Raw genomic sequence first — 24,363 nt, 5'->3', positions numbered from 1 at the left:
TTAAGTCAGTTGGTTGCGCCCATCGGCCAAACGTTCAGCGAAGTACCGTACGAAATTGCCTCAATAGTTTAGCACCAGCGTTTCGTGAATGTCGTGGATGGTTAATTCGATACGTATGCCGTTAATGCGGAGGATCGTTTGTGAATTCAATGTTTGAGCTGACTGAAACGCGTCACGCACATGGACCACGGCGCGAAACAATGGCGGCTCCTCGATCAGCCCGGGCAGCACCAGTGGTCGCCCGGTGGCTGGCAAAGATTGAGGAGGTGAATTGTAACCCAAGAAGTGGACTCGTAGCACACGCTGCTGGGGGTCATCCGTAACCACAGTTTGGATATTGGTCGGGGCTTCGATGCGGACTCGCGGATTGGGGTGCAACCAACGAACCGCATGAGTTAGTAACCGCCGAGCCTCCACAATGTGATGTTGACTAGCGGTAGCGAAGTCAGGTGAACTGGCAAAGGTCAGTACCCTGCCCTGCCCCAGTCGATGAAGCAAAAGCGCCGGCCCGACAACGGACTCAGGACTCATCGGCCACTCGGTGCCCTCCCTGCCTTGCAGTTGTCGTGTCGTGCGATGGGGTTTCAACAGCTGTCCCAACGGTTGAGCCGTCGTGGGCTGGTACACGGTGGCTGGACCCTTGACCAAAAATGACCAGTCCGCGGGCAACTCCGGATCGAGCAGTCCTGCAAAATCTGAGCTGTGTGGCGGGTGGGAAAGTCGCACCCAGTTATCAAGTGAGCTCAATCGCTCGACGGCTCGTGCCCCGGTCAAGTTCGTCAGAGACCCATGTTCCCGCGGTTGGCCCAGCCGATCGAACTGACCGCTATGGCCGGTAACGATTAGCCCGCCACCGTGCTGGACGTACTCCTGCAACAGCTCGATTTCGCGGTCGGACAGAATGCCTGCGTTGCACAGGATGATCACCGGGTGTTGTTGCAAGCGGTCCAAGGTGGCGTTTTCGTCCAGCACGATGCCGCAGCCGAGTTGTTCATAGCGCAGAGCTTTGTGAGCACCCAGGAAACTCTGCATCCACTGATCGGGATTGGTCTGACCCAGCCAATCGCGACTACGACTGCTGTAGTACAGGCCGGCATCGTAGATGGGAGTCTGACCAAAATGTTCGCGCTTGCGATGTACTTCTTCAAAGGCCTGGCCAATACGCTGATAGGCCAGCGGGTCTAGCCGGCCATCAAAAGCGGTCTTGTCCACCATGGTTACGAAAGCGCCGTGAGATAACAGGGTCAGTAATTCCCAGCGGATGTCGGCCAGTGGTCGAGTCGTTTGATCGTGGTACATACGCACGCCGCGCTGCATGGCCACTTGATAAGGTTTGCCGGGAGTACTTGCACGGTAGAATTCGGCGTTCAGTCCGACCCCCAAGGCGCTGAATCCCCACACGCCCGTTTCGCCGGTCACAAAGTCGCCATGGCTAGCGTGCTGGACCGGTCGTTGACCCACCTCCCACGAAAACGGAGGATTGCCGTGATAGTTGAAATCGACGGTTGCCGTCGGACTGACGCTGCGGACATGCTCGGTCAATGCCTTCTCGAACAGATCGCTACTGCGATAGCGAAACTCCAGAATGTCATCCCAATCAGCGTTCCACGATGGACCGCTAGGCATATCAGGCATGGGCCGACCGAATTCTTGTTCAAAGGCTTGGCGCGATTCCTGGCTCCAACAACCATAGGGCGGTCCGAAGCCTTGGTCCAACATGTCGATATGGAAGCCATCGACGCCATATTCCAATTGCTCCGACAATAGCTCTTGCATGGCTAGCAAATAGCCAGAGGAGCGCAGCGAGAATCGTCCCAGCGGTTTGCCATCTGTACCGATCATTTCCCACTCGGGATGCTCCTTCAGAAAGTGACCCGCCTGCTGAACAACGCAGTAGGCGATGATCGGCAAGTCATGATGTTTAGCTTCATCCACGACTTCGCGCAGTGGGTCGCGATTTCCCAGTCCGGGCGCTTTGGGCAGCAATCGCGAGTTGTAGTATGCATAGTCGCCATCGCGGACCCACATTACCAAATACTGACAATGGGCGGCGACACATTCGCGCACAATCTGCCTCCCATCCAGCTCTGCGCAATAACGCTGGTCCGTAGGATCACTGTAGCCAAATTGCGCACCGGTTGGACCAACTTCCATGCCAACCAGGCAGCGGTGAAACCAAGCCGCCGATGCTTTGGCCGCAGCTTGTTGGGCACCCATCGTCAATCGTCGCGCACTCAACGCGGCGGCCAAACTGCTGAGGAAAAAATTGCGGCGGACAAGGCGTGACATGATGAACATTCTACGTGGTAGAGAATACAAATAGAGTGCCAGGAGACGGCGATTCGCATAGAATAAACTGAGCGTGGTCAAGCGCACTAGCCATCCGCAGCCGATCTACAGGAATTTCTTACGATGAACGCTATCCAGCCGCAGTTGTCCACATCGTTTCTGAAGAATTTTTTCGTCAATCGACGCCGTTTCATGCAATCTGCCGCCGGAGCGTTGGCCACGGCTACGCTGGGGGCGCAGGGCGCTGATTTGGTTCATCAAAAGCCGAAACGCGTCGGGTTAATTGGCGCGGGCTGGTATGGCAAAAGCGATTTATGGAGGCTGGCACAAGTGGCTCCGATTGAGATGGTTGCCGTATGCGATCCAGATCAACAGATGTTGACTGGTGCGGTCGCGATCGCTAGGCAGCGTCAACGATCAGGAAAAGCACCGATCACCTACTCCGACTTTCGGAAGATGTTGGCTGAACATCCGTTGGACATTGTCATTGTAGGATCGCCAGATCATTGGCACGCGCTGCATGCGATCGCCGCCATGGAGGCAGGCGCAGACGTATATTGTCAGAAGCCGATCAGCCTGGATGTCATGGAAGGCGAAGCCATGTTAGCAACTGCCCGACGACTGGATCGCGTCGTTCAAATCGGTACGCAACGCAAGAGCACTCCACATTTGATTGAGGCCAAGCGACAGGTGGTCGACGCCGGGTTGTTGGGTAAGATCGGTCATGTGGATATGTGCTGCTACTACCACATGCGCGCCAACGACAACCCGCCTGTACAGCCGATCCCTGATTTTCTGGACTACGAAATGTGGACCGGACCAGCTCCACTGCGCCCCTACGATGGATTGCCCCATCGACGTTGGTGGCGAACTTTCATGGAATATGGCAATGGCATCGTGGGCGATATGTGCGTCCACATGTTTGATACAGCGCGTTGGATGTTGAGCCTGGGTTGGCCCACACGAATTTCCTCCAGCGGTGGAATCTTCGTGCAGCGTGACGGCAAATCGAATATCAGCGATACTCAGTCGGCGGTGTTCGAGTACGATCACCTGCATTGCAATTGGCAACATCGCACCTGGGGGCAACCCGTTGATCCCGACTATCCGTGGGCACTGTTCATCCACGGCGAAAAAGGGGTACTCAAGGCCAGCACCATGCGCGCTGATTTCCTGCCGCATGATCCTCAAGGCCAGGCGCTGCACTTTGAGTGCCAATTCGAGCGCGAGCAGTTTCCGGAAGACGTGGATGAAGTCGACATTGAATTGAACGCTGCTCCGGCGACTCGTCGGCACATGTTGGATTTCCTGGCTGCGATCCAGTCACGCGGCAAGCCCATTGCCGACATACAGCAAGGCCACATTTCATCGGCCTGTTGCATTTTGGCTAATCTGGCTATGCAACTGGGGCGGCCGCTAAGCTACGATCCGGCGACAAGGACCATCGTCGGCGATGCCCAAGCCACTGGACTGCTGCAACGACCCTATCGCCAACCCTGGCTGCGGCCGAACGTCTAGGCAAGCGACCAGGGCCTCAACGCATTGGCTTAGCGTCCGATTGTTGGCGGATCATTCACCAAGAAATCGCGAGGACCGCGCGTGGTGTAGTAGGGATAGGCGACTTGAGCCATCGGATCGCCGCTGGCCATCCCCGCACCCGCCGCTTGCGCTGCCGCGAATTGGTCATTGTGGCCTAACAGGCCAGCGCCATGCCCCCCATTGTGCCGTCCCCCGCAATGACGACAACCGCGAGCGGTAGCGCAGTTACAGTCGAGGCAGCGTTGATAATCGGTTCCACCACGTTGCCATCCCATCGGGCACGGTCGACAGCCTAAGTCGCCACAGCAATTGTTGCAACCGCGCTGCATCCAGCGGCAGCCAGTGAGAGTGCTCAGTAGCAGCGGTGCTAATAGCAGTATCATCCATAAGCGTTTCATGCGACTCATATCCTTCTGGGTTTAGCACTCTGTACCGCTAACGTCCAAGCAAGGCGATTTGCAGGACTTGTCGGCAACATTCATTCAATCGGGATATCCCGCAGGGTTGCTTTACCCCGAAGCGCCGTCGCGTACAAAGTCAACCTATTGTGTGCGATCTGCCAAACAAGGACAGCAACAGACGGCCTACTCGTATTGCAGGGCTGCTTGCAATTTAAGTCGCGAAGCACGCTCGGCAGGAATCAACGAGGCCAGGAGCACCAGGGCCAAGCCGATGCCGATGGCACCTAAGAACAAAGTGGGCCGGAAGACAAACTGAACGTCGTGACCCAGGACGACCATTGACGATAGACCGATCGCATATTGCACAAATACGCCAAACAAACCACCGGGCACCAGGCCCAGTACACCGAGCAGGCCAGCCTGAATAAAGATCATCCGGCGGACCTGCCCGCGCGTCATAGCCACGACCCGCAACATACCGATTTCGCGAGTCTGCTCCAAGATATTCATGGTCAGTGTATTTACTAAGCCCATAGCCGCTATCGAGCATCCCAGGGCCAACAGCACCCACAGACTGCCGATGACGCTACCGATCATGCCATCGATCATGCCGATCAGATCTGCGTAAGACTGCAAAATAAGCCCTTGTTGCTGGCATAACTGTTGCAAACTGGCTTGTACGGCCATCCGCTGATCGGACTGTGCCTTGATGATTAGTGCGTCATAGCCATCCACCCCCAGCAGGTCATGCGCGTGCTCGCGATCCATATAGACAGTCAATCCGCCACCAATGTAGTCGTTGGTTATTGCGGCGATGGGTAGTTCAATGGTTCCAGATTCTGATTCCAAGGCAAGCGCGTCTCCAACTTGCAGTCGTCGCCTCAGCGCCAATACCGATCCGATCACGACATGACCATTCGCTAAGCCATTCTGAACTTGCTGGTCGGTACCAGCAGTCAAATCAAAAAAGTCGCTGGAATCACCGACGAACGGACGAACCACCAGCAACAGCGATTCCTCGCCAGATTGCACTGTGACAAAGCGCATCGTACTGACCGAGGCGATACCAGGCAGGTGTGATACTTGCTGCTGAAGTTCAGCCGGTAAGTCAGCGGCCGCACCAGACGCAAAGTCTGGTAGACTCGCGCGAACAAAGAAGTCGCCGATGATCGTCCGCGTGTACCAGCGCCGAATATCATTGACGTTATCCAAAATATTGCCGGCCATCCCGATGCAGGTCGCCAAAGCTACAAACAATACGCCCACGGTCAGGCTCGTTCTGCCGACATGTCGCAGTAGTTGCTTGTGAGCCAATCGCGCAGAGACTCCCAGCCAGGGTTCCAACCAATCGGTCAGAGCACCGCAGGCGGGTTGCAATAGACGCGGAATCATCAGCACACAGCCCAGCAGAATTAAGACGACACCCACAATGTCCAGCCCCAACGCCACGCCGCGAGTTGACAGCCAGATCAACAGTAGACCAACAGGTAACGTAACAAAACTGGCTGGTCCGATCAGTCTCTCCCAGCCCGCGTGATTGCTGGGTGGGATGGCGCGAATGGCTTCCATCGGTTGGACTGCAGCCGCGCTACGAGCAGGGATAATCGCGCCCAGCAGCGAAACTAACATGCCGACGCCGACGGCTGCCACAAACGGCCAGATATGCATGGCAATGCCAGGCAGTTCAACCTGCAGCAAAGCTTCGGTGATGCGATTCAGGAATCCGGCTCCATAAAGACCAACCACACAACCGGCTGCAGCTCCTAGCAGGCTGAGCCAAATAGACTCACGCAAGATCATCCACTGAATTTGACTGGGCGTGGCACCTACCGCACGCAGAATGCCCAGTTGCTTGCGACGTTCGCCAACTGACATTTGAAAGGTGTTATAGATGATGAACGTCGCAATCACGATGGAAAACGCGACAGCCATCAACAGGCCATTGCGCGGTGCGAACATGGCCTCTTGTGTCGTTTGAGCCTGAGTGCGCACCGACCGCGCGGTCGCACCGACTGGTAATTGGGCTGCCAGCGTTTTTAGCACGTCGGGTAGCTGCGCCTTGTCGCGCAACACAACCTGTATCTGATCGATGTTGGCACCGGTCTGGAAAGTGCGCTGGGCCGCTGGCAGAACCATATACACGGCTCCACTCAACGTCACCGCCGATCCCCCGGATGGTCGCACCAGTCCGACCACGCTAAACGGTCGCATACCGGCTTTGGTTAATATCTTGACCGTATCGCCCACAGAGATCGCCAGCGAATTGGCAAAGCCTTGGTCCAGCATCAAATGGCGCAGACTCGTGGGCAGCTTGCCTTCGGCCACTTCATAGTCGCGAACCGTTTGGTCGATACGCGGGTCGATACCTAGAATTTGAGCCCGCGCCTTGCGGTCGTCATCGGTAAATATAACGCCATAGCGGACAACTCCAGCGACAGCAGACTCGACCTGTGGTAATTTGGTTACGGCTGCGAGCGTTTCATACGGAAAACCAGCTCCATCGGCCACGATTTCGATATCGGCCTTGCCGGAAACAGTCCGCAACATTTCGCGTTGCGCTTGCCGGGTGGTGGCGGTAGCCAACAACACGGCTGCCACCGCTCCCACACCAATGGTAATGCTCAAAAAAGTCAGAAATGCCCGCAGCGGTCGCGAACACATTTCGCGCCAACTGAATCGACTGAGCCCCATCTAAGCATTCCTGGTCATTTTGTGCGCGCGCCCTAATATTTCTGCCGGCGTTCCATCGCGCTCAATTTCTCCATCGCGAATGCAGATCAATCGACTGGCAATAGACGCAATCGAGGCGTCGTGAGTTACCATAACGATTGTCTGCCCCAAATCATCCACCAGCGAGCGCATGAGTTTAGACACTCGGTCGGATTGGCGAGAGTCCAGGTTGCCAGTCGGCTCGTCCATCAGCAGCAGTGCCGGGCGAATGACCAAGGATCGCGCGATGGCGACTCGCTGTTGTTCCCCACCCGACATGGCAGAGGGCAAATGGTTCAACCGATGCGACATTTCCACTTGATCCAGCGTGTGCTGGGCACGCTGATAGGCAATGGATGAGGCCACTCCATCCAACTGCAAAGGCAGGGCGACGTTTTCGAGCGCATTGAGGTTGGGTAGCAGATTAAACGACTGAAACACAAATCCGATTCGCCGCCGCCGCAGCTTGGTTCGTTGGTCTTCGGTCAGTACCGTCAAATCGACATCTTCCAGCAGGACGCGGCCGGTGGTCGGTGACTCGATGCCGCCCAGTATGGTCAGCAACGTACTTTTTCCCGAGCCAGATGGGCCCATCACGGCTACCAGTTCGCCCGATGCGACCTGGGTCGTAATCCCCCTCAGAACTTGGACTTTTGCTTCGGCCGTTCCGTAGGCCTTCGTAACCTGTTGAGCTTCTAGTATTGGCATGGATGACCCGTGCGTGAGGCAGGTTCGCTGGAACCAGCCCAGTTCTAATGGTGAATTACTGGCCACAAGTGTACCAAGCCAGCAACTAGAAAAACCACCCAAATAGGCCGTTCGTCGCTCAAAAACCGCCCCAAATCAATCTGTTTACAACTTATGGGTGGTGTCGTATTCGATTCTGGCGGCATTGGACGGTTTAAAAACTGGGGTTAGACCGCTCGGACAAGCCATCCATCCTCTGGGGACGGTAGCTAGGTTATATGAGACGGCAGCTGCGTTAGATGTCATTACCGTTCCAGCGCGTGAAGGCTTCCAGGGCAAAAAACTCGGGTAGGCCGATCTGATTGTACTTTTCGGCTGTCCCTTTGTTGCGATCCTCGGCGCGCTGCCAGAATTCGCGTGGATCGGAACCTGGGAACAGGGCCTCATCCTTTTGGCTTTCGTGCATGAAGATCGCCTCGCGCTTCAGTTCCATGTCGCTGGGGCTGAGCGGCACAGCGATTTCTATTTCGTGTAGCGCGTATTCCTGCCAGGCACCCCGGTACAGCAGGACTTCAGGTAATCGTGCACCCGTCTGCCGCCTATGACCCAGCACGGAAAAAATGGCCTCAGCGCACACGCGGTGCGTACCATGCGGATCAGCCAAATCGCCAGCGACATAGATCTGATCGGGTTGCAACCGTTCTAAAAGTTCGCCGATCAAATCGGTATCTTCTTTGCCCATCGGTCGCTTGGCGATGGTGCCAGTGCGATAAAAGGGCAAATCAAGAAAGTGTAGATGCTCCTCGCGACAGCCCACTTGCATAGCGCCGGCACGAGCCTCACTCCAGCGGATGAGTCCCTTAATCTTCAAGATGGTTTCAGGGTCCGGTTGTCCGGGCTGACGATTGTGCAGGCCGTCGCGGACTTGAGCCTGGACCTGGTGCGACTTCTGTTGATCGATTTCAAACAGTCGGTTGTACTCGGTAACTAAGTCGGCCACGCGATAGGCATCGTGATCGAAGACGGCGATATTGCCACTGGTCATGTAGGCGATATGCACCTCGTGGCCATCCTCCACCAACCGAATCAGCGTACCGCCCATGCTGATCACATCGTCGTCGGGATGCGGGCTGAAGCACAAAATGCGCTTGCCCTCTCGTCCGGCCGGATGGTACTGGATGGTATCCTGCATCCAGCGAAATACACGGTGGGCCAGCTTTTGAGCCGGACCGTGGTGGCGCAGCAGTTGGTGCAAATCGTGCTGTCGAAAGTCTTCGTCATCCAGTTTTAACAGCGCCTTGCCGGTGCATTGGCAGAGCCACAAAACAGCGCACTTGATCAAGCGTTCGTCCCACTGGACTTTTTCCAGAAGCCATGGCTTGGCCACACTGGTCAACTGCCCGGCAGCAGGCAAGTCCAACAGGGCGCGCGCGTCGAGATGTTCCTGCAAAAAGGAGGCGGGCACACGATCCGTTATTCCACCTTCCAGGGCTTCATGGATGATGCCGGCCTTGTGTTCTCCCAAGGCCAGCAGCAAAACGTGTCGCGCCGACAGGATCGCCGCCATGCCGACCGTCAAACCTTGCATAGGCACATACGATTCACCGAAAAAATCTCCCGCGCAGGATTGGCGAGTAATGGGGTCGAGTGTGCACAATCGAGTACGGCTCTTGCGAATCGAAAATGGTTCGTTGTACCCAATGTGACCGTTACGTCCGATCCCCAGAATGACTAGGTCAAAGCCGCCAGCGTTTTGGATAGCAGCGTCGTAGTGACGACACTCGGCATCAACCTCTGGCTGGGCAATTGTGCTGTTGAGGTAATGAATATGGTCAGCCGGAATATTGATGTGGCTAAACAGATGTTGGTTCAGTGCCGCCCAGTGGCTACGCGGGTCGCCCAGATCGAGACCATAAAATTCGTCCAGCACAAACGCGATCACATTGGAAAAATCCAGCCCCTCCTCGCGGTGCAAGCGAATCAATTCCCGATAGGTGCCCAGCGGCGTGCTGCCCGAGGATAAGCCCAGCACGGTCGTTTGCCCTAAATCGGAGCGCTCACGAATCAGCCGAGCAATAATCTGGGCCGCATGTCGCGCCAATTCCTTGCCTGTTTCAAACACAAAAGCGGGCATGTGGGTGCCCGTGATGGGGCGAACCCGAGCCGATGGAGGATTCGATGTGGAAGTGGACACCATGTTTTCTTGATGCTCCCGTGATTGCCTGCGACAATTGGTCAGGGGTTGTTGTGGCCCCGGTCAAGTGCTTTATCATTTTACAATAGAGGGGCGGCTCCCAACAGCCAGAACTCAATTGTCGGCAATTGCCCCCATAGCTGGAGTTCGGCTGTGGATTGGTACAACTCGCCATCGTCCAGCTCAGTCAATTTCGCTTTCCGCTTACAGTAGGCCGTCTATGGACCCGAATTCTCCGCAGCGTTGGTTTAATTTGGAAGAACAGTTCTTCAAGAGCCTGGACAATCAACTGCTCAATCAACTTCGCGAGCAATCCGATCGGCAGCAGACTGCCGAGTCGATTATGCAGCTTACGGGCATCACTGATCAGGAATTAGCGGAAAAAATTGCGGGCCTGAATGTATCCGCACAAACTTTGGCCGCTTTCCGGCTGGTGCCATTGGTCGCCGTCGCCTGGGCCAACGATAACATCGACTCCAACGAACAATACGTGATCGATCAAGCGGCCGAAAAGGCCGGTTTGGATCAGGCGGCCCGGCAGCTTCTGGGCCACTGGGTATCCCAGCGTCCCGGCAGCGAGCTGTTGGATACGTGGTGCCAGTACGCACACGCGCTGGCGGGCTCGCTGAACGAGGCCGAGCGGCGATCATTGCAAAGGCAGATCATGGATCAAGCTCAAGCCGTAGCCCACGCCTCTGGCGGCGTACTTGGATTCGGCAGCGTCAGCCCCGGTGAAAAGGCGGTCTTGAATAAGGTCAAGCAAGCACTGAACGGCTAGCGTTGTACTTCTCCCTGCTAGAGATCTGGTTACTGGGCTCCGCCTGCCTTTTCTGGGGCCTATCGAAGCCTTGACTGAACCTGTAAACACGCAGAACGAACTATTCCCAGCCAGAGCTTGAGACGCAGAGCTAAGCACCTGTACACAAATAGTTTGGTGCAACTGAAGAAACAAACATGGATATACAGGATTTACAGGATAATCGTCTATCCGACTTGCGTGTTGGAGACATCACTGAGCAAATCATCGGTTGTCCGTTCGAAGTCATCAATGAGTTGGGACCCAGCAATCCGCAACTCAAATACCAACGATTCAGATAACACTAGTGATTCTATCAGCGACATGCACCCATCTTGTACATCCTGTCTATCAATGTTCACGCGCAATTTTGTTTGAAAACTTGTGCATGAGTGCTTACTTGGCGATGCGTTCGGCTAGAGCGCTATCACGCGAATGCAGCTTCAGCCATACCAGTCGCTCGACGTTGTTGCCAATGGACTCGACCGAACCGTCCAACCGCAGCGCATTGACGATGCCGCTGTGCTGGCTGCGAGCTGTTGCGGAATAATTGCCTGGGATCGGCGAGGTTTCACAGGGCATCCGCATCTTGCGCAGCGCGGCCTGGCTGACCATCAAAATCAACATGCCACAAGCTGTAATTCCATCGCCACGTTCGACGAAGTTCGGCCCAGTCGGATGCGCCCCGGTAATGCTCGATCCCGCCATGCCCAGCGCCCATACCCCACGCGAGTCGATGGGTGATATGCCAGCGCGCACCTCGTCAACAGCAATGATGTTAGACAAACCCTCTGGGAATTCGCTCAGCGCAAACGATGTATTAAATCCGCCAACACCGCTGCCCCAGACACGACTGGCCTTGTTTTGCAGGTCCGGGCTATCGGCCTTAAATCCATCAGGACAACTCCCGTCAAAGGTAAAGCAGTAGGGATTGATGCCCATGTTCATCCCGTAATTGCCTCGGGCGTAGGTATGACCGGTGATTCCAACCAATTGTGCTCGCTCCAGCGGTTGACCATTATTCCCATCGCTGGGGCACTTTAGAGTCGGCTGCTCGATGGCCGCTATCGGGCGATTGACCGGATCATCGATGGCCAAGCGGCTATCCAGTTTGTCGTAGACATTCGACTGTTCCATGTGAGGCAGCAGCATGATCAGCCAGTTGAAGCCTAGTCGATCGGGTTCACTCTGTGGGCTAATGCCGGTTGCCACCCGGTCCAGCACACCGATTGGCAGCAGCCCACCGCCGTTGGGCTCCCCCTTGCCGTGCCAGACCATCGACGGTGGCAGTCTCTTGTGGGCGCTTTCGTAATTACGTAGCGCCAGTCCAATTTGCTTCAGATTATTCTGGCACTGCATCTTCCGCGCCGCCTCCCGCACCGCCTGAACCGCCGGAATCAGTAAAGCGACCAGCAGACCAATAATCGCCATCACCACCAACAGCTCCACCAGGGTAAAACCCAGTCTACCTACCGTCCGCATGATTTATGACTCCACACGACAATTCGGTTACCACGATCAAGCTTACAATACAAAACATGGTGACAGTTTAAAACGCCGAGATACTGAGAGCGCTGAGGCATAAGCGCGGCGGCGACAACACAATCCCCTGTGCTCTCAGCGACTCTGCGTTTCAATTCCCGATTTCCGCTGATTCACCTTCACCATCCTCCACCTCCCAACTCTTCATCTTCTTTACCACTGCCTACTGCCCATTGCCTACTGACTGTTAAAGCTCATCCGTCCTCAGCACTCCCGGCCCTGGCGGCAACTGTTTTACGATTCTTCCGCGCGGATCAATCACCGCCGTACCGCTGAAGTGCGTACACACCAACTGCCAGGTGCGAGTTTCGATCGCCCGCAGCCGGATCGTCAACAACATCCGCTGCGTATACTCCGGATGGTCCTTAAAATCGCCGTCGTATGCCAGGTGACAAATTGCGTCCAGCGGCTCTTGGCAATGATACTGCGGCAACCAGGGAAGCCACGATTCGTAGCAAATCGCCACCGCGATCTTGCGGGTTACACCATTACGATCTTGAAATGTCAGTGGATGGAAATTGCGCCCGGGCTGATAGCGAGAGGCAAGATTTTCTTCTGAAAGTATCCACTTGCGAATTTGAGGAAACCAATTGAACCAATTGGGCACAGTTTCGCGAATAGGCATCAGGGAAATTTTCTCATGGGCATCCACCTGCCCAGATTTGGTGAACAGGCAACCACAGTTATAGTTGCAAATCGCGGGATAGGACACCTTGCCTATAATCGCAATGCCATTGCATGAAAGACTTGTTCCTGCCAAGCAGTTAGTGCCATATTGCGGCAGTAATTCGGCTCGGAAGCGACTCAACGACATAAAATTCGAATTGGCTTTGTCCGATAATGTTTTGGAATCACTAGCCAACTCATGGAGGTTCCCTCCTGGCACAGCCCCTTCGGGCCACAAGATTAATTCGACTTCACCCTGCTTCTTTAGAGTTTTCAGCGTAAGCTCATGCAATGTCTTCCATGTGGGCTGTTTGGTTGACTCCTTGGCTTCGTGATGTGGCTGGATCATCAGGGCTTTAAAAGATGGTGCAGTTACATGAATTTGAGACTCAATCATCCATCCCCCTATCCAAAGTACTGCTGCAGCAGAACAGCCATACGCAGTAACACTCCAGCGACTCCAACCGCGCTGATTCCAATCGGGCCACAGTAGAAAGCTGATCCAAACAACTACGGCTGACAAACCAAATGGCGTAAGGATGCCCGACCACTGAGCGATTGGAGTATTAGCAACCACAAGCGCTGCACTGGTCCCGATCCAAGTAATGCCAATAGCATTTGCGTGAAGCAACTCCGAAATTGCGAAAACCAGAGCGACTACCGGCGCAGCGAAGTGCATGCTCTACGACCGAGTCATTCAGATCGCGGCTGTCGCACTGATCGTCTGCGAACTAAAAACGATGCAGCACATTACATGAATAGACGGTCCATATTCTAAAACTGCCCCAGAAAAATATTGGGTGGCCATCCAACTACTAAGAGAGCCCACAATCATTGATTCAAATAGAACTTGAATCAATAGCCGTGGTGCCAACGGGCCGCGTGAGGCTCCCACCAGCGGTGTTATGAAAAAAAAAGGCTGGCCAGCAAAAAGGAGTATTGGCTACAACAAACAAGAACGTTGCCATCGCACCAAGCAGCAACCGAATGCATGAATTAGGCATCACGAATGGACTCGATTCAAAACTAGCTCCGTTTGCGCATAAACCAAATCCCTGTAAGGAGAAAGACAGCCGACAACATGGCGAAAACACCCATCGCCACTGCTCGAACGAGCGTGGGTGCAAACCTTCTAACGCGCTGGTCGGAATACCATAGTGTTCAGGACTAAATATTTTCAAATCGACCGGATAATTGGCAGAATAGCTGATGATCTTAGTTTGAAACGTATCCTTGCCCGGAAGACCTAGCTGCGCGCGACAGTAATTGACGGTCTTCGGTAACATGGGATATACGGTGTCCGTCTCATCATACTCCACATCGTATAAGTATTCATAAGACTTTGAATCTCTGCTGAACGTGATGTGACAGTGTCGCACTCTAAATGCCGCATCCAATTGCACTTCAATCTTGCTGGGTACATCAAACGGAAACTCTTCAGCAAGCATTTCAAATTCGATCTGGGGGTTATGTGCTATCAAGTTCTCGCTAGGAATTGGATCTGTACGCCTTTCTAAGGCATCTACCAACAAAAAAAAGGGGGTTATGCTGCAGGCCGCATTTAGACACATGATGTCTGCTCGATCAAACCTTGTAGCGATGATTGAATCAGCTCCAGCTGCGACCCTACTCGAGTTTGAAAGTGCATAGTGCTTTCCGACCTGGTTCATTGAAAAAACGAAATCATTGTTCCTGACCTTCAATGAAGTACTGTCATTGCGTCGTACGGTTCTAACCCACTGGTCCTTCAAAGTTGTTAGCTCAATCTTCTCAGAGAAACGTTGCTCAACTTTCTCTCCGCCTTCTGCCAGAAACGAATACGAGGTCGTGTCCTGATAAACCAGGTTTGAACCATGGCGAAGCTCGGAACATTTGTCGCGAACGCGTCGCAATTCCTTCATACACTCTTCATATGAGATTCTGTCTTCTGCGGCCGCAGACGCACAAAGCAATACACTCAACAATGCTACAGTCTTCGCCAGCATTTGTTCCACTACCACTAAGAATGATTCAATGCTTCCGTTCCAGACAACACTGAAAAGATGAGAGCATAGCCAGCCAACTGCGGTAATCGCAACTGGCCGGCATAATAATATCCCAATGCAATAGCTGGGCGAATCGTTGACGGCGTCTTGCCGGTGCAATTTAATCCTGGGGCAGATTGCCAGTGTGATTAAATAAGTATTCTGGAGGGAATTCAAGCATCTAAATCGAACATCGGAAAGTTTTTGCTGGAGAATAGCATTTGACTACTTTGGGGGAATGCCTGGAAGAAGAGATTGAATGAGGCTCGATGCTATGTGAGAGCTAAGGGGTGCGAGTTGATTGTGCGGAGCCAGGGACCGAGTTGCATATTTCATTTTTTTTTGCTTCGTCCTGACCCAGCACCTTTTTGAGACCCTGCGTCGCGACTATTGCTCAAGCTGCCGCTCTTGCCCGGTCCGCGCTTGCCTCTGCGGGGTTTACTGGGCGAGCTGATCTGATAATCCTCGACCGTTTCGCCGACGCGATCGCGCAGGTGAGTTAACTTGTCGCGCAACTCAGCGGCACGTTCGAACTCTAAATCTTCAGCCGCTTGCAGCATCTCGCCTTCCAGTATCTTTAGATATTCGTCGGTGACGACTTGATCTTGCGCCGAGCCGGTCACCATGGCGCGGGCGCGTTGATGAGCGGCTACGGCGCCTTGAATACCGGCTGAAATGTTGCGGCGCACCGTTTCGGGCGTGATGTTGTGCTGCTGGTTGTAATCCATCTGCAACTGTCTTCGGCGTTGGGTCTCCCCGATGGCGGCTTGCATCGAGTCGGTGATTCTGTCGGCATACAGAATGACTTTAGAATTGACATTTCTGGCGGCGCGACCGATGGTCTGGATCAAACTAGTTTCGCTGCGCAGAAAGCCTTCTTTGTCGGCATCTAAAATGGCCACCAACGAAACTTCCGGCAGGTCCAGCCCTTCGCGCAGCAGGTTGACGCCAACTAGGCAGTCGAATCGCCCTTGCCGCAGATCATACAATAATTGCACCCGCTCAAACGCATCTAACTCACTATGCAGCCAGCGGCAGCGCACATTCTGTTGACTCAAGTAGTCGGCTAAATCCTCTGCCAAGCGCTTGGTCAACGCGGTGACCAGCGTTCGCTCGTCGCGCTCGGCGCGCTGTCGTACCTCGGTCAACAGATGAGCCACTTGACCGCGCGCGGGGACGACTTCGATTTCCGGGTCCAACAGTCCAGTGGGGCGAATCACCTGTTCCACGACTTCACCGCCCGTCTTCTCCAGCTCGTAGTTGCCAGGAGTGGCCGATACAAAGACGACGCGCTGCGCCTTGGCTTCCCACTCGTTGAACTGCAAGGGACGATTGTCCAGTGCGCTGGGCAAGCGAAATCCGTGATCGACCAGGGTTCGCTTGCGACTTTGGTCGCCAGCGTACATCGCCCGGACCTGTGGCACGGTGACGTGAGATTCATCGATGATTAGTAAAAAGTCGGCTGGAAAAAATTCGTACAGCGTGTCGGGCGTGGCCCCGGGAGGTTTACCTGCCAGCAGCCGCGAGTAATTCTCGATTCCCGGACAGTGTCCAACCTCTTGCAACATCTCCAGATCGAACCGCGTGCGGGCGTTCAGTCGCTGAGCTTCCAGCAGTTTGCCTTCAGCTTGGAATTTAGCCAGCTGATCTTTGAGTTCCTGGCGAATCAGCCCGATCGCGCTTTCGATGCGCTCTTCGGACGTAACAAAGTGCTTGGCTGGGTAGATGGATACCTCGTTCAGCCGCTCCAACACCTGGCCGGTCAGAGGATTGGTAATACTGATCTGCTCGATTTCGTCGCCCCACATCTCGATGCGATAAGCAAACTCTTCGTAAGATGGCCAGACCTCCAAGCAATCCCCGCGCACTCGAAACTTGCTGCGCTCAAAGGCGATATCATTTCGCTCGTATTGAATATCGACCAGTTGCAGCAACACATCGTCGCGGACAATCGCCTGTCCGACTTTTAGGGCCACCACCATATTGCGATAGTCTTCAGGGCTGCCCAAGCCGTAGATACTGGATACACTGGCCACAATGATCACATCGTTGCGACTGACCAAGGCGCTGGTCGTGGCCAACCGCAGGCGATCGATCTCTTCGTTGATCGATGAATCTTTTTCAATGTACACATCACGCTGGGGGATATAAGCCTCCGGCTGGTAGTAATCGTAGTAGCTGACGAAATAATGCACCGCGTTGTGCGGGAAGAAATCACGGAACTCGGAATAGAGCTGTGCGGCTAACGTCTTATTGTGGCTGAGCACCAGCGTGGGGCGCCGCAGCTCCGCAATCACATTAGCCATGGTGAATGTCTTACCCGAGCCGGTGACGCCCATCAGGCATTGGTAACGCACGTCGTTGCGCAGATTTTGCAGCAACCGATCAATGGCTTTGGGCTGGTCGCCAGCCGGAGCGAACGGGCTAACCAGTTGAAAATTGGCTTCGGGAATCAAAGATCGATCCAGCATGTTCAAGGCCACTCTTGCAAATTATCTAGACGGTGCAGGGCCGTCGGCAGTACTCGACGTCAACGCGGAATTAGTAATGGCCGAGCTGGCTGGCGACGGCTGGGGAGTTGAAGGCTCAGATACCATCAGATAGGCAGATAATTGACGAAGCATGACCGGTCCAACTCCGGGCACGCGTTGCAATTGGCTGACATGCTGAAAGTCGCCATGCTGTCGGCGATGGTCGATGATTCGCTGGGATAATTTCGGCCCCAAACTCGGTAAGGCTTGAAACTGGCCCACAGTCGCCCGATTGATGTCAATTCGATATCCGGTTTCGGTGATTTTGGGGATCGTCTGCTGGCTGGTGTTGGTCCACAGCCAAGTCACCCCACCTATTACTGATACCAGGACCGCCAGCGCATGCCAACTGCCAACGTGATCAACGCCGCGAACCTGATCAACCTTGTCCGCCATCGACCGTTCCAATTCCAGTGCCTTGCCCCGCCAGTAGGTCAGGATTCATAACCGACCTACTATACCACAAGCGATCCACAGCCAATGTAGTGGCCTGGAAAAGTCTTCAGTTTGAAACATTGGCCTGTCCCGAAATCCTGGGACACTAGCTAGGATTCGTAGAATTTGCTAAGCTAAACCGTTTGCTCGGTGGTACCAAGTTCAGTTTTCAAATCGTACATCAGACCCGGAGGATCATTCGTGGGCGTTAAGAAGAGTGGCAAGGGGCGACGAAAATTAGGGCAAAAGAAGCGGCGTATGCGGGCGCGAATTCGCCATCGTAAGAAGTAGGCCACTCAGCCTGCGGTAAATGTAGGGTGTCGTCAAGCGATCCGTGCTGCACAGAAGTCGAGCCAATCGACTATCGCGCCACCAACGAACGGTTTCATGCGCGCTGGTTAGATCGAGTAACACACCCGTATTGGTCAATCTTGGCGTCCACGGTCCAGGAGCTGCGTTCTGCATCGGCACGGATGCTTCAAACGCTTGTGTTTCAACAAGGTCTGCATTTCGTCCGGATCAAACATGTTGTCCCGGCCGACGCTGCACACACCCTACTTAAAACACGTCCGTCAAGAAATGATGACCCCAATGATAGCGCCGCGCATTGGGGTATTCATTGTGCCAGTGCTTGTTGTACACCGGTATCTGCATTTCGGGTGGATAACGATAGTACATGCTGTCGCTGCTGCGATAGTAGTCGTTGCTGCGGAAATTCTGAGGATAGAAAACGTACGGGTAGTGGTAGAAGCGTGAGCAATCGCGGTTACCGGTGGCTGGCCACATCGGTCCATAGCCCATCGGTTTGGGGCCATTACCGCTGGCGTAGCCGCCATCAGCGTAACATTGACCATACGATGCCAGCTTGACTTGTGCCCCGTGTGCAGGCGACGAGACTGCCTGAGCAACGGATGATCCACCATCGCGACGACCGTATTCAGGTTGCTGGCTCAAGCCAGTTTGCTGTGCACTAGCGACGGTTGCGGATACGGACAAAGCGATGAAAGCTACTGCCGACATGCGAGACATGGTACGATCTTCCCTTGGTTTGCTGGCTATCAGGTGGACGCTTCATAGCCTGCGCATGGGGCCAAACGCTGACGTCCTCGACGATTACGATCGGCAATCGGAATTGCCGGAGTTGAAAGAAAAATCGCTACAACCCTGCGCCTGTTCCGCATGAGCTGTATTCTGGGTAAACTTTGACGCCTTGGTGACTGAGGCGCATCAAGTGGGGAGACAGTGTCGTGAAAATCTTATTAACCAACGATGATGGGGTCTACGCGCCTGGCCTGGCAGCACTAGCTGATGCGCTCCAGGATTTCGGTCAGGTACATACCGTAGCCCCGGCCACCGAGCAGAGCGGAGTCGGGCATTCGATCACCTTTTTGGAACCGTTGGTTTGCAAGAAGATTTACGATGGCGATCGGTTGCGCGCCATTGCCGTCGAGGGCAGTCCGGCGGACTGTGTCAAGTTGGGCGTTTCTCAATTGCTGGGCGACGATGTGGATGCTGTGGTCAGCGGCATCAACGGAGGACTCAATGCAGGCATCAACGTGCTCTACTCAGGCACCGTTGCCGCCGCCATCGAAGGCGCTTTCTTTCGCTTGAACAGCTTTGCCGTGTCGCTCGAATACGATCCCCACGCCGACTTTGCCACAGCCGCCCAAATGGCGGTGGGGCTGATCAGACAAATCTTGCGACATCAACAGACGACACCTCAACTTTACAACATCAATCTCCCGACGGCTGCCGTGCGACAATATCGTGAGGGCCATCCACCGCAGGTCAAGATCGTGCCCATGGGGGTCGAGCGTTATGGCGAGCACTTCATTCGTCGCCAAGACCCCAAAGGTCGCGATTACTACTGGGCGACCAACGACCCGCCGCCGCGGCGTACCGACCACGAGACCGATCTAACCGCCCTCGCCGATGGGCATGTAACCGTCACGCCACTCAAATTTGACCTGACGGTCGGTGCACTGATCAAACCCATGCAGCAATGGGGCTTGAATCTGCATCGCTAGTCACTGCCCGTCTCAATGCATGATTGTCTGGTGACTACTGACGATATGCGGAAAACAAGGGCGTAGACAGATAGCGTTCACCCAAGCTGCACATCATGGTAACGATCTTCTTGCCTTTAAATTCCGGCCGCATGGCTACTTGAACGGCTGCCCAGGCATTCGCGCCTGAGCTGATGCCGGCCATGATGCCTTCCTCACGGGCGAGCCGTTGCCCCCAATCAAACGCGATGTCATCCTCGACGGTGATTACGTCATCGATCAAGCTCTGGTCAAGGTTTTGGGGAATGAACCCTGCGCCGATTCCTTGAATTTTGTGTCTACCAGGTTTGCCCCCACTTAACACTGGAGAAGCTGCAGGTTCAACTGCGATGACTTTGAAATTTGGATTGTGGGCGCGAATGTAACGAGCAACTCCGGTAATCGTGCCGCCTGTGCCCACGCCGGTGACGATTGCGTCGATCTGGCCTTGAGTATCATGCCAAATCTCCGGACCAGTCGTCTCTTGATGAGTCTGTGGATTGGCAGGATTGTCAAACTGTTGAGGCATCCAGCCATTAGGGTCATTGGCCAAAATCTCTTCCGCCTTGCTGATCGCTCCGCGCATGCCCTCGGCGGCTGGTGTCAGCACGAGGTTGGCTCCAAATGCTTTCAGTAGCGCGCGACGTTCAACCGACATCGACTCTGGCATGGTCAACGTCAGTCGGTATCCTTTGCTCGCAGCTATAAAGGCCAGTGCAATGCCTGTATTGCCGCTGGTAGGTTCGATGATATGTGTGTCCACTTTCAGTAACCCAGACTTTTCGGCAGATTCGATCATAGCTCTGCCGATACGGTCTTTCACGCTGCTCATTGGATTAAAGAATTCACATTTGACGAACACAACTCCACCATCCGGAGGTGCCAGTCGACGCAAGCGCACTAGAGGCGTATGCCCCACCGTGTTTACGATATTGTTGTAAGCAGTTCCATGCGACATGAATTGTCCTTTTGAATGAAGAGCGGGTACCACTCACCGCCGGCGCTGTATACTTCGAATGGCGCTGACCATCCGATCTATTTCGGCATGAGTGTTATAAATGGCAAATGAGGGACGAACCGTCGATTCCAGGCCGAAATGGCGCAGGGATGGCTGTGCGCAGTGATGCCCAGTTCGCACCGCGATGCCCTGTCGGTCTAGCAATTGGCCCACATGTTCAGTGCTTAGTCCATCAATCACGAATGACAGCAGTCCGGTTCGATTGCCAGCCCCGCCAATCAGTCGTACGCCTTCGAGTCCAGCCAGTTCTCGCCCGGCATGCTCTAGCAAACTGTGTTCATAACGGGCCACAGCCTGGATGTCGAATTGTCGTAAGTACCGCAGTGCAGCCTCCAGTCCGACCGCATCTCCAATACTGGGTGTGCCAGCTTCAAACTTGTTAGGTGGAAAGGCATAGGTAGTTTCATCAAAAGTAACGCGATGAATCATATTGCCTCCACCCTGCCAAGGAGGCAATATCTCTTGAATTTCTGGTCGAATATACACCGCACCGATTCCAGTAGGTGCATATACTTTGTGACCAGAGAACACAAAAAAATCGCAATTCATCGCCGTCACATCAATGGGCAAATGTGCCACCGATTGGGCTCCATCGATGATGTATTTTGCGCCGAACTTATGAGCCAAGCCGCCAATTTCTTCGACCGGCAAAATGGTTCCCAGCGTGTTGGAAGCGTGAGTCACACTGACAACCTTGGTTCTAAGTGACAGCAGACGACGGTATTCATCCATCATCAGCTCGCCCCGATCATCAAAAGGGATCACTCGAATCTTGGCTCCCCGCTGCCGAGCGATGAGTTGCCACGGAACAATGTTGGCATGATGTTCCATTTCGGTCAGCAGGATTTCATCTCCATCCTGCAATGAAGTCCCCAAAACATTGGCAATAAAGTTGATGCCTTCTGTTGTTCCTCGTACGAACACAATGTCATTGGCAGATTTGGCATGAATGAATTCACGAACAGCTTCGCGGGCTGATTCATAATGATCCGTAGCTCGTGCCGCCAGCGTATGGGCCGCTCGGTGGATATTCGAATAGTCCCGCGCGTAGAATTTCGACATGGCATCGATCACAACCTGTGGTTTGTGAGTCGTAGCCGCATTGTCAAACCAAACCAAGTCATGACCATTGATCGACTGGTGGAGCGCAGGAAAATCTGATCGCACAGAGGCAACGTCAAGCGTCTGTGATGGTTTTGCAAAAAAATCTGGGGTTCGTCCGGCGGTCGCGGGAACATGCGCTCCACTAACTAAACGGTCGCTGGTTAATTTACCTCGGCCAAGTTGTTTGGCGAATGAAAGTCTTCGCAGTTCATTCTGTGCAACTTCGGCCTGCTGCAAAGTCACTCGCAAGTGCTCAAAGGCAATGGGGTGTTCCTGAGGTGCGTGATCCGCCCGCTCGACGGCTTCCTGAACCGATTTAGGCAAACTTGTTGTTGACAAATGTCCAGCTAATCGCTGAACCATGTCGGGAGCATTCGACGGGTCGTAATGCAGGCGGTCTGCGCCAGGGCAAGCCGTTTCATGTGCCGGCAGGCGGCTAGTTTCGATTGCTGAAAGAGAAGCCATATCAGGCGCTTCGGATGGCAGACTGGTCGACTGCGCCATGCCCGGAAAACGAGCCAGGACTTGTTCCAAAAATGCCCTGGAACTGTCTTCGCTGGGAACCGCTCCGAAAGCTGTTGTCGGCGGAATGTGCTCTGACATGGTCTAGATTCCCGAACCATGATCAAACGACTTAGGAACTCGTTGGATATAGTCGTGATAGTAGCCAACCTCAACGTTCTCCAAGACGCCTACGGCATCGTCTGTCAGCACAGCAGTCGAGAAGTAGAGCGTCAGTAAGTAGGAGCTAACACCTAAACTATCCAGCCCCATCAAGCGAGCCGAAAGGCTGGGCGCAACTTCGCCTTCAATGCCAGCTTGATGCAATCCCACCACACCTTGGTCTTCCTCGCCCACGCGAACTAGCAGGATATTCGTTGTGCCAGAAGACTGACGCGACTGATAGCGATTGGTAACTTCCAGTTTGTCGCAAGGTATAATGGGGATGCCACGCCAAGAAATCACTGGGAACCCAAACACGCTAACTGTCACTGGCGGTACGCCACGCCACGTACACTCGCGCAAAAAGGCCGCAATTGCCAGGGGGTGAGCCAAGAAGAAGGCCGGCTTCTTCCAGACGAGAGCCAGCAGGCCATCAAGATCGTCTGGCGTGGGGGCTCCATATCGAGGTGAAATTCGCATGGCGGGATCTACGGAATGCAGCAATCCAAATTTCTTGCTATTGATTAGCTCCCACTCCTGGCGCTCTTTGATACCTTCAATCGTCAATCTGATTTGTTCTTCCAGTTGATTGTAAGGACCATTGAATAGATCAGAAACTCGTGTGTGTACTCGTACTACAGTCTGTACCGATGAGAGTGTATATTCACGAGGCGTCGGGGTGTAATCTACAAACGTCTCAGGTATTTCCACGTTTTCTGCAAACCCCGACACTAGGTCGATGTTACGCTCGCCGTATCGGTTTACAGTGGATCTCAATTCTTGATGTTCCGCGATCGCCTTTTGAAATTCTGCCACCATGTTCGGATTCTCGGACAGGAGCAAGTCTAGGTCTTTTCGCGACAATGTGAGCAACACACAGGGTGTGATGGTGCGAATCGTCGCATCGGAAGGTTTGTCCGATGTCAAATCAGACTCTCCAAAATACTCACCGTCCGTCAGTAGCGCGACACGTAAATTGCTACCGTGCATGCCCTTGCTCAGTACCTCCACCTGGCCTTGAGCGATGATAAAGAATTTGCTGCCATCTTCGCCCTCGACCAACAACTTGTTGCCGATCGGTACACTCTCTGTTCTAAAGTAACCGGCCATGCGTTCCAGAATGGTATCGGGCAATCTAGAAAACAACGGTACGCTCCGTAACGCCTGACTGGGGAGCGACGCAATTTCATTCTCAAAGCCGACTGCGATCCTGTCGGCCTTCGCCAGTTCGACCTTGGTGCGATTGACTCGGTACACACCACCATTGACTTGTACCCATGGCAAGAGCCTAAGCAGGTAACGCGGCGTAATCGACATCATCTTAGGTGATGTCTTGGTGGTGGTCGCTAAATTGCGAGCAACGGCGGTAGTGACACTGCGCTGCAAAAGACTACTGGTCATGTTGGCTATTTCCTTCGAGTTGTATTTGCCAGTCGAACGGTATCAGATCGACAAACCGGTCATTTAAAGGCAATGGATCTAAAATTACAACTGCTTCCAATGCAGTCGGACGGCGACATAAAACTTTCTTTGACAGCCTATCGCTAATGCAGGTCTAGCTAACACTATTTGCGGGTTGTCGTCCGCAAATATCACGGACTCGGTGCGTCTATATGGTTGTCGAAGAATTGGTTGTGTTCCTGATTAATCTTGGCCTAACTTGCTTTGACGTTATCGACCAGTCCCCTGAGCATGGTGAGTCGTATATCTTGAAAATGTT

Annotated in this window: 18 protein-coding genes; 4 read left to right on the top strand and 14 right to left on the bottom strand. The window is 54.0% G+C overall.

The features are described from left to right. Positions 1–60: 60 nt before the first annotated feature. Entirely contained in the window at positions 61–2,289 is a 2,229-nt protein-coding gene (locus KF752_05180; GenBank protein ID MBX3420934.1) for a hypothetical protein, read from the bottom strand. Between the two features lie 123 nt (positions 2,290–2,412). Here KF752_05180 and KF752_05175 point away from each other — a divergent pair, with 123 nt between their 5' ends. Then, positions 2,413–3,807, top strand: coding sequence for a Gfo/Idh/MocA family oxidoreductase (locus KF752_05175; GenBank protein ID MBX3420933.1), 1,395 nt, complete (start codon positions 2,413–2,415; stop codon positions 3,805–3,807). Between the two features lie 29 nt (positions 3,808–3,836). Here the strand turns inward: KF752_05175 and KF752_05170 are convergent, their stop codons facing one another. From KF752_05170 to KF752_05155, 4 genes are all read right to left on the bottom strand, one after another. Then, entirely contained in the window at positions 3,837–4,157 is a 321-nt protein-coding gene (locus tag KF752_05170; GenBank protein ID MBX3420932.1) for a hypothetical protein, read from the bottom strand. A gap of 255 nt (positions 4,158–4,412) precedes the next feature. Next, the gene (locus KF752_05165; GenBank protein ID MBX3420931.1) at positions 4,413–6,920 is read right to left on the bottom strand and encodes an ABC transporter permease; all 2,508 of its coding nucleotides are present in this window, start codon (positions 6,918–6,920) and stop codon (positions 4,413–4,415) included. Beyond that, on the bottom strand, positions 6,921–7,646 hold the full coding sequence (locus tag KF752_05160; GenBank protein MBX3420930.1) for an ABC transporter ATP-binding protein: 726 nt from the start codon (positions 7,644–7,646) through the stop codon (positions 6,921–6,923). Between the two features lie 274 nt (positions 7,647–7,920). Further along, positions 7,921–9,822: a glucosamine-6-phosphate deaminase gene (locus KF752_05155; protein ID MBX3420929.1), complete on the bottom strand. Its 1,902-nt coding sequence runs from the start codon at positions 9,820–9,822 to the stop codon at positions 7,921–7,923. Between the two features lie 217 nt (positions 9,823–10,039). On the opposite strand from KF752_05155, the gene KF752_05150 reads away from it, so the two are divergent. Together KF752_05150 and KF752_05145 are read left to right on the top strand one after the other, a co-directional pair. Next, positions 10,040–10,597, top strand: coding sequence for a TerB family tellurite resistance protein (locus tag KF752_05150; GenBank protein MBX3420928.1), 558 nt, complete (start codon positions 10,040–10,042; stop codon positions 10,595–10,597). 176 nt (positions 10,598–10,773) lie between these two features. Continuing rightward, positions 10,774–10,917: a hypothetical protein gene (locus KF752_05145; GenBank protein MBX3420927.1), complete on the top strand. Its 144-nt coding sequence runs from the start codon at positions 10,774–10,776 to the stop codon at positions 10,915–10,917. Positions 10,918–11,011: 94 nt separating this feature from the next. On the opposite strand, the gene KF752_05140 is transcribed toward KF752_05145, so the two are convergent. The 6 genes from KF752_05140 to KF752_05115 form a co-directional block, all read right to left on the bottom strand. Beyond that, positions 11,012–12,097: a DUF1559 domain-containing protein gene (locus KF752_05140; GenBank protein ID MBX3420926.1), complete on the bottom strand. Its 1,086-nt coding sequence runs from the start codon at positions 12,095–12,097 to the stop codon at positions 11,012–11,014. Between the two features lie 247 nt (positions 12,098–12,344). After that, positions 12,345–13,220 carry a hypothetical protein gene (locus KF752_05135; GenBank protein MBX3420925.1) on the bottom strand — a complete coding sequence of 292 codons (876 nt, stop codon included), beginning with the start codon at positions 13,218–13,220 and terminating at the stop codon, positions 12,345–12,347. 442 nt (positions 13,221–13,662) lie between these two features. After that, on the bottom strand, positions 13,663–14,724 hold the full coding sequence (locus KF752_05130) for a hypothetical protein (GenBank protein MBX3420924.1): 1,062 nt from the start codon (positions 14,722–14,724) through the stop codon (positions 13,663–13,665). A 455-nt stretch (positions 14,725–15,179) separates the two neighbouring features. After that, complete coding sequence (gene uvrB, locus KF752_05125; protein ID MBX3420923.1) at positions 15,180–17,318, bottom strand: excinuclease ABC subunit UvrB; 2,139 nt, start codon at positions 17,316–17,318, stop codon at positions 15,180–15,182. Between the two features lie 21 nt (positions 17,319–17,339). Beyond that, on the bottom strand, positions 17,340–17,774 hold the full coding sequence (locus KF752_05120) for a helix-hairpin-helix domain-containing protein (protein MBX3420922.1): 435 nt from the start codon (positions 17,772–17,774) through the stop codon (positions 17,340–17,342). Between the two features lie 597 nt (positions 17,775–18,371). Next, the gene (locus tag KF752_05115) at positions 18,372–18,842 is read right to left on the bottom strand and encodes a hypothetical protein (GenBank protein ID MBX3420921.1); all 471 of its coding nucleotides are present in this window, start codon (positions 18,840–18,842) and stop codon (positions 18,372–18,374) included. A 218-nt stretch (positions 18,843–19,060) separates the two neighbouring features. Between KF752_05115 and surE the strand changes: the two genes are divergently transcribed. Then, positions 19,061–19,840: a 5'/3'-nucleotidase SurE gene (gene surE, locus KF752_05110; protein MBX3420920.1), complete on the top strand. Its 780-nt coding sequence runs from the start codon at positions 19,061–19,063 to the stop codon at positions 19,838–19,840. Positions 19,841–19,874: 34 nt separating this feature from the next. On the opposite strand, the gene cysK is transcribed toward surE, so the two are convergent. Genes cysK through KF752_05095 form a run of 3 tightly spaced genes read right to left on the bottom strand, consistent with a single transcriptional unit; the run spans position 19,875 to position 24,044 of the window. After that, positions 19,875–20,816 (bottom strand): cysteine synthase A, encoded by a 942-nt coding sequence (gene cysK, locus KF752_05105; GenBank protein MBX3420919.1) that lies wholly within the window; start codon positions 20,814–20,816, stop codon positions 19,875–19,877. Between the two features lie 33 nt (positions 20,817–20,849). Next, entirely contained in the window at positions 20,850–22,583 is a 1,734-nt protein-coding gene (locus tag KF752_05100) for a cysteine desulfurase (GenBank protein MBX3420918.1), read from the bottom strand. A gap of 3 nt (positions 22,584–22,586) precedes the next feature. After that, a complete protein-coding gene (locus KF752_05095) occupies positions 22,587–24,044 on the bottom strand; it encodes a cyclic nucleotide-binding domain-containing protein (protein MBX3420917.1) in 1,458 nt (485 codons plus the stop codon). Between the last annotated feature and the right edge of the window lie 319 nt (positions 24,045–24,363).

It is taken from the genome of Pirellulaceae bacterium, assembly GCA_019636385.1.
GTDB lineage: Bacteria > Planctomycetota > Planctomycetia > Pirellulales > Pirellulaceae > Aureliella.
Note: the sequence above shows the minus strand (reverse complement) of the source record. Positions and strands in the feature narration are given on the sequence as shown.

Excerpts from the sequence above, each read along its gene's own strand:
- KF752_05175 (MBX3420933.1), top strand. The coding sequence starts at position 2,413 with ATGAACGCTATCCAGCCGCAGTTGTCCACATCGTTTCTGAAGAATTTT.
- KF752_05135 (MBX3420925.1), bottom strand. The coding sequence starts at position 13,220 with ATGATTGAGTCTCAAATTCATGTAACTGCACCATCTTTTAAAGCCCTG.
- uvrB (MBX3420923.1), bottom strand. The coding sequence starts at position 17,318 with ATGCTGGATCGATCTTTGATTCCCGAAGCCAATTTTCAACTGGTTAGC.
- KF752_05170 (MBX3420932.1), bottom strand. The coding sequence starts at position 4,157 with ATGCAGCGCGGTTGCAACAATTGCTGTGGCGACTTAGGCTGTCGACCG.
- KF752_05095 (MBX3420917.1), bottom strand. The coding sequence starts at position 24,044 with ATGACCAGTAGTCTTTTGCAGCGCAGTGTCACTACCGCCGTTGCTCGC.
- KF752_05150 (MBX3420928.1), top strand. The coding sequence starts at position 10,040 with ATGGACCCGAATTCTCCGCAGCGTTGGTTTAATTTGGAAGAACAGTTC.
- KF752_05155 (MBX3420929.1), bottom strand. The coding sequence starts at position 9,822 with ATGGTGTCCACTTCCACATCGAATCCTCCATCGGCTCGGGTTCGCCCC.
- KF752_05130 (MBX3420924.1), bottom strand. The coding sequence starts at position 14,724 with ATGAAGGAATTGCGACGCGTTCGCGACAAATGTTCCGAGCTTCGCCAT.
- KF752_05140 (MBX3420926.1), bottom strand. The coding sequence starts at position 12,097 with ATGCGGACGGTAGGTAGACTGGGTTTTACCCTGGTGGAGCTGTTGGTG.
- KF752_05165 (MBX3420931.1), bottom strand. The coding sequence starts at position 6,920 with ATGGGGCTCAGTCGATTCAGTTGGCGCGAAATGTGTTCGCGACCGCTG.
- cysK (MBX3420919.1), bottom strand. The coding sequence starts at position 20,816 with ATGTCGCATGGAACTGCTTACAACAATATCGTAAACACGGTGGGGCAT.
- KF752_05180 (MBX3420934.1), bottom strand. The coding sequence starts at position 2,289 with ATGTCACGCCTTGTCCGCCGCAATTTTTTCCTCAGCAGTTTGGCCGCC.
- KF752_05120 (MBX3420922.1), bottom strand. The coding sequence starts at position 17,774 with ATGGCGGACAAGGTTGATCAGGTTCGCGGCGTTGATCACGTTGGCAGT.
- KF752_05145 (MBX3420927.1), top strand. The coding sequence starts at position 10,774 with ATGGATATACAGGATTTACAGGATAATCGTCTATCCGACTTGCGTGTT.
- KF752_05100 (MBX3420918.1), bottom strand. The coding sequence starts at position 22,583 with ATGTCAGAGCACATTCCGCCGACAACAGCTTTCGGAGCGGTTCCCAGC.
- KF752_05115 (MBX3420921.1), bottom strand. The coding sequence starts at position 18,842 with ATGTCTCGCATGTCGGCAGTAGCTTTCATCGCTTTGTCCGTATCCGCA.
- KF752_05160 (MBX3420930.1), bottom strand. The coding sequence starts at position 7,646 with ATGCCAATACTAGAAGCTCAACAGGTTACGAAGGCCTACGGAACGGCC.